This window comes from Arhodomonas sp. KWT (assembly GCF_010993615.1).
The window spans coordinates 31,442-37,023 of sequence record NZ_WNXE01000010.1 but is presented as its reverse complement, the minus strand read 5'-3'; the positions used below and the strand labels follow the sequence as shown (position 1 = coordinate 37,023).

The following is a 5,582-nucleotide window of genomic DNA, read 5'->3' as shown; positions in this document are numbered from 1 at the left end:
CCCCCCGGACAACGAGCGACTGGCGAGCCTGTGCGGACAGTTCGACGAGCACATCCGCCAGGTCGAGCGCCGGCTCGGCGTGGAGATCAGCAACCGCGGCCACCGCTTCCGCATCATCGGCGAGGACAGCGCCGCGCTGGCGGCGAGCCGGGTGCTGCAGGCCCTCTACGACGCCTCCGGCGAGGGCCCGCTCAGCCCGGAGAACGTCCACCTCTACCTGCAGAAGGCGGACGTGGAGGCGCGCGCGGAGCCCGAGGCCAGTGAGGGCGCCGCCGGCGACGACGTGGTCATCCATACCCGCAAGGGGCAGGTGCGCGGGCGCGGCCCGAACCAGCGCCGCTACCTGCACAGCGTCATCACCCACGACCTCAACTTCGGCGTCGGCCCCGCGGGCACGGGCAAGACCTACCTCGCCGTGGCCTGCGCCGTGGACGCGCTGGAGCGCGACCTGGTCCAGCGCCTGGTGCTGGTGCGCCCGGCGGTGGAGGCCGGCGAGCGGCTGGGCTTCCTGCCCGGCGACCTCGCCCAGAAGGTGGACCCGTACCTGCGCCCGCTCTACGACGCGCTCTTCGAGATGCTCGGCTTCGAGCGGGTGAACAAGCTCATCGAGCGCAACGTCATCGAGGTGGCCCCGCTGGCGTACATGCGCGGGCGCACGCTCAACAACGCCTTCATCATCCTCGACGAGGCCCAGAACACCACCGTCGAGCAGATGAAGATGTTCCTCACCCGCATTGGCTTCGGCTCCACCGCCGTGGTCACCGGCGACGTCACCCAGGTGGACCTGCCGCCGGGCAAGACCTCCGGGCTGCGCGACGCCATCGACGTCCTCCGGGGCGTTACCGGGGTGAGCTTCACGTTCTTCGGCGCGCGCGACGTCGTGCGCCATGATCTGGTACAACGGATCGTGCAGGCCTACGATGCCCGCTCCGGTGACGGCGGCGAGGCCGCGCACTGAACGGGTCCAGGGTGGGTGCCCCGATGATCGATACGGACATACAGCTCGCCTCCGCGGTGGCGGAGGTCCCCGACGACGAGGACTTCAGACGCTGGGTCGAGGCCGCGCTGGCCGGCCGCCGGCTGGAGGCGGAGGTGAGCGTGCGCATCGTCGACGAGCCGGAGGGCCGCGAGCTCAACGCCACCTACCGGGGCCGCGACTACGCGACCAACGTCCTTTCCTTCCCCGCCGAGCTGCCCGAGGGCGTGGACCTGCCCATGCTCGGCGATCTCGTGATCTGCGCGCCGGTGGTCGAGCGCGAGGCTGCGGAGCAGGGCAAGCCCGCGCGGGCGCACTGGGCGCACATGGTGGTCCATGGCATCCTGCATCTGCTCGGCCACGACCACATCGAGGACGACGAGGCCGAGCTCATGGAGGCGGAGGAGCGCACCGTGCTCGCCGCCCTGGGTTTCCCCGATCCCTACGCAGAGTCCGTGGAGGTGCCGGAAGGCGACTAGCCGGGCCCGGCGTGGATCGGTTAGCCGGCCGGTGGGCCCGCTAACCAATCAACGCATCCGGCGCTTTCCGAGGCAACCATCGAGAGCTTGATGAACGAGGACCGATCAGGCAGTAGCAGCAGTAGCCAATCGCACAACGGCCATCACCGTAGCTGGCTCGAGCGTATCGGCCAGGCACTTTCCGGCGAGCCCCGCGACCGCGAGGATCTCGTCGAGGTGCTGCGCCAGGCCACCGAGCGCGAGATCCTGGACCACGACGCCCTGGCGATGATCGAGGGCGTGCTCCACGTCTCCGAGCTGCAGGCCCGCGACATCATGATCCCGCGCTCCCAGGTGGCGGTGCTCCAGCGCAGCGACCGGGTCTGGGACCTGATGCCCACCATCGTCGAGACGGGGCATTCGCGCTTCCCGGTGACCGGGGAGAGCCGCGACGACGTCATCGGCATCCTCATCGCCAAGGATCTGCTGCGCTATCTCGATCCGGACACCCAGCGCGAGTTCAACCTGCGCGAGCTGCTGCGTCCCGCGCTGTTCATCCCCGAGAGCAAGCGGCTGGACGCGCTGCTCAAGCTCTTCCAGGACAGCCGCAACCACCTGGCGGTGGTGGTCGACGAGTACGGCGGCCTCGCCGGCATCGTGACCATCGAGGACGTCATCGAGCAGATCGTCGGCGAGATCGACGACGAACACGACGACGAGGACGACGGCTGGATCCTCTCCCGCGGCGACGACGGCGAGTTCGTGGTCAAGGCGCTCACGCCCATCGACGAATTCAACGAGAACTTCGGCACCGACTTCAGCGACGAGGAGTTCGACACCGTCGGCGGGCTGGTGGCCAACGGCTTCGGCCACGTCCCCCGGCGGGGCGAGGCGCTGGAGCTCGGCGGCTGCCGTTTCGAGGTCGTGCGCGCCGACAGCCGCCGGATCTACCTGCTCCGCGTCAGTCGCTTCCCGGTGGCGGTCGCGGTGGAGGACGACGACCACTCCCAGGCCGGCTGACCATGCCGGTACGTGTGCTCACGGGCCGGGCGGGCCCGTTCCTCGCCCTGCTGGCCGGACTCGCCATGGCGCTGGGCTTCGCCCCGTACGGCCACGGCTGGATCGTGCCGCCGGCGCTGGCGGTGGCCTTCGCCCAGGTCGCCGCGGCCCCGCGCCGCCGTGCGGCCCTCGGTGCCTACCTCTTCGGCCTCGGCTACGCCGGGGCCGGCGTGTACTGGATCTTCATCAGCATCAGCCGCTACGGCGGCGGCCCCCTCGCCGCCAGCGCGGTGACGCCGCTGATGATCGCGCTGTTCGCGCTCTATCCCCTGGCCGCGCTGATGCTGGGCCGCTGGGTGGGTGCCGGGCGCCGGGGGGTAACCACCCTGGCGGCCCTGCCCGCCGCCTGGCTGCTGGTCGAGTGGGTGCGCAGCTGGTTGTTCACCGGCGCGACCTGGCTCGCCGTCGGCTATACCCAGGTGGACCTGCCCCCCGGTGCGCTGGCCCCGGTGCTGGGCCTCTACGGCGTCGGTGTGCTGGTGTGCGCCCCCGCCGGCGGTCTCGCCTGGCTGGCACTGCGCCCGGATGCGCGGCGGCTGGGCGTCGCGGCGGCGCTGATCGCTGCCTATCTCGCCAGCGGCGCGCTCTGGGGCGTGCACTGGAGCCGACCCGCGGGCCCGGCGATGGACGTCGCACTGGTTCAGGGGAACGTCCCGCAGGACAAGAAGTGGCTGGTGGACAACCGCGTCGACACCCTGCGCTACTATGCACAGGCGAGCCGCCGGCATTACGGGACACCGCTGATCGTCTGGCCGGAGGCGGCGGTGCCCGCGTTCTACGACGCGGTGGCGGAGAACTTCCTCGACCCGCTGGCGGAGGAGGCGGCGGACGCCGGCAGCCATATCGTCACGGGCGTGCCCGCGAGGGGCGCGGACGGCGGCGCCTACAACGCGGTGGTGGTGCTCGGCCAGGGGCCGGCCACCGGCTACTTCAAGCGCCACCTGGTGCCGTTCGGCGAATACGTCCCGTTCCGGGGGCTGCTCGGCGGGGCGCTGGATTTCATCGGTGCGCCACTGGGGGATTTCAGTGCCGGCACCGAGCCGGCGCCGCTCACCGTCGACGGGGTCACCATCGGCGCCTCCGTGTGCTACGAGGTCACCTTCGGCCCGCTCATCGCCGATGCCCTGCCGCAGGCGCAGGTCCTGCTCAACGTCAGCAACGACGGCTGGTTCGGCGACTCCGCCGCGCCCCACCAGCACCTGGAGATGGCGCGCATGCGCGCGCTGGAGACCGGCCGGGAGATGCTGCGTGCCACCAACACCGGGATCACCGCCGTGATCGGCGCCGACGGCACGATCCGGGCGCAGGCGCCGCAGTTCGAGCGCACGGTGCTGGAGGCCTCGGTGCGCCCGCGCCGGGGGGAGACGCCCTACGTCGTCTACCGCGACGTGCCGGCGGTCGCACTCGTGCTGGCGGTGCTGGTGCTCGCCGCGGGGCTCGCCCGCGCGCCCCGCCGGCGCGCGGACTGAGATCCCCGCGGCGGCTCAGGCGGCGTCGGCGCTGGCGCGCACGAACACCGTGCCCCGGCACTTGGGGCAGGGCGGGATGTGGCCGGGGCGGGTGAAGGTCAGGTGCTCGCCGCAGGCCTGGCAGCGCAGGCGCCCGGGGCCGGCGATCTCGCCGGTGTGATACTCCGAGGCCCGCTCCAGGAACTGCTGGAACTCCAGCCATTCCAGCCGGGTACGGTCCGCCACGGAGGTGAAACGGTCGAGCAGCCAGTTCTCGATGAGCTGGACGTCCATGTGCAGCCAGGCGCTCAGATCCCGGTTGTTGCGCGCGGTGTAGTCGGCGGCCTCCTCGAGGTCGCGACGCAGCCATTCCGCCACCCGATCCGCTTCCTCGCGGGTGAGCTCGCCGAGCTCCACGGCGCGGTCGCGGGCGTGCTCCAGCGCCTCGCGAACATGCGGGCCGAGCTCCTTCTCCGCCGTGTCCAGTCGGTCGCGCAGGCGTTCGAGCATGCGTTCGTAGCCGCGCAGTTCGCGCTCGTGCTTGTCGTCGCTCATCAGCGTTCCTCGCCGTCGTATGGAGATGATCCGTCAATATGCCGTTCGCGGCGACTGGTGCAAACCCCTCGCGGGTCACGGTATCCTCTGCGCTTTAGCCGGGCGCCGGTCGCGGCGGCCCAACCGAACAGACCCACTGGATCGAACGAGCCCAAATGGAAGAGCAATACCAGCCGGAGGTGGTCGAGGCCGAGGCCCAGCAGTACTGGGAGCGCCACGAGTCGTTCAGGGCCGTCGAGCGGCCCGGGGCGGAGACCTACTACTGCCTGTGCATGTTCCCCTATCCCAGCGGCAAGCTGCACATGGGGCACGTGCGCAACTACACCATCGGCGACGTGGTCGCCCGCTACCAGCGCATGCAGGGCCGCAACGTCCTCCAGCCCATGGGCTGGGACGCCTTCGGCCTGCCCGCCGAGAACGCGGCGATGCAGAACCGGGTGCCGCCGGCGCAGTGGACCCGCGAGAACATCGAGCACATGCGCGGCCAGCTCCGGCGCCTGGGCTTCGGTTACGACTGGTCCCGCGAGTTCGCCACCTGCGACCCCTCGTATTACCACTGGGAGCAGTGGCTGTTCACCCGCCTCTACGAGAAGGGGCTGGCCTACAAGAAGACGGCCACGGTGAACTGGGACCCGGTGGATCAGACCGTGCTGGCCAACGAGCAGGTCATCGACGGCCGCGGCTGGCGATCCGGCGCGCCGGTGGAGCGCCGCGCCATCCCGCAGTGGTTCCTGCGCATCACCGACTATGCCGACGAGCTCCTCGACGCCCTCGACGCCATGCCGGGCTGGCCGGATCAGGTGCGCACCATGCAGCGCAACTGGATCGGGCGCTCCGAGGGCCTGGAGCTGGCCTTCGAGGTCATCGGCCACGACGAGCCGCTGCACGTGTTCACCACCCGGCCGGACACCCTCTACGGTGTCACCTACATGGGGCTCGCCGCCGAGCACCCGCTGGCCGCCGAGGCGGCGGCGGGCAACCCGGAGCTCGCCGCCTTCGTCGAGGAATGCCGCCACACCACGGTCTCCGAGGCGGACGTGGCGACCATGGACAAGCGCGGCATGGACACCGGCCTGCGCGCCCGCC

General features: G+C 71.0%; 6 protein-coding genes. 5 read left to right on the top strand and 1 reads right to left on the bottom strand.

The genetic code is table 11. The features are described 5' to 3' along the window. The 4 genes from G7A99_RS03870 to lnt form a co-directional block, all read left to right on the top strand. Nucleotides 1-958: PhoH family protein (locus G7A99_RS03870; RefSeq protein ID WP_163138928.1), on the top strand; the 958-nt coding region annotated here is incomplete at its 5' end. Nucleotides 959-981: 23 nt separating this feature from the next. Then, nucleotides 982-1,455 (top strand): rRNA maturation RNase YbeY, encoded by a 474-nt coding sequence (gene ybeY, locus G7A99_RS03865; RefSeq protein ID WP_163138927.1) that lies wholly within the window; start codon nucleotides 982-984, stop codon nucleotides 1,453-1,455. Nucleotides 1,456-1,545: 90 nt separating this feature from the next. Then, nucleotides 1,546-2,454: an HlyC/CorC family transporter gene (locus G7A99_RS03860; protein WP_018718631.1), complete on the top strand. Its 909-nt coding sequence runs from the start codon at nucleotides 1,546-1,548 to the stop codon at nucleotides 2,452-2,454. 2 nt (nucleotides 2,455-2,456) lie between these two features. After that, nucleotides 2,457-3,962 carry an apolipoprotein N-acyltransferase gene (gene lnt, locus G7A99_RS03855; protein WP_163138926.1) on the top strand — a complete coding sequence of 502 codons (1,506 nt, stop codon included), beginning with the start codon at nucleotides 2,457-2,459 and terminating at the stop codon, nucleotides 3,960-3,962. Nucleotides 3,963-3,977: 15 nt separating this feature from the next. On the opposite strand, the gene G7A99_RS03850 is transcribed toward lnt, so the two are convergent. Further along, nucleotides 3,978-4,496, bottom strand: coding sequence for a zinc ribbon-containing protein (locus tag G7A99_RS03850; protein WP_018718629.1), 519 nt, complete (start codon nucleotides 4,494-4,496; stop codon nucleotides 3,978-3,980). A 155-nt stretch (nucleotides 4,497-4,651) separates the two neighbouring features. On the opposite strand from G7A99_RS03850, the gene G7A99_RS25160 reads away from it, so the two are divergent. Next, a partial coding sequence (locus tag G7A99_RS25160) for a class I tRNA ligase family protein (RefSeq protein ID WP_240466084.1) occupies nucleotides 4,652-5,582 on the top strand: 931 nt, incomplete at its 3' end.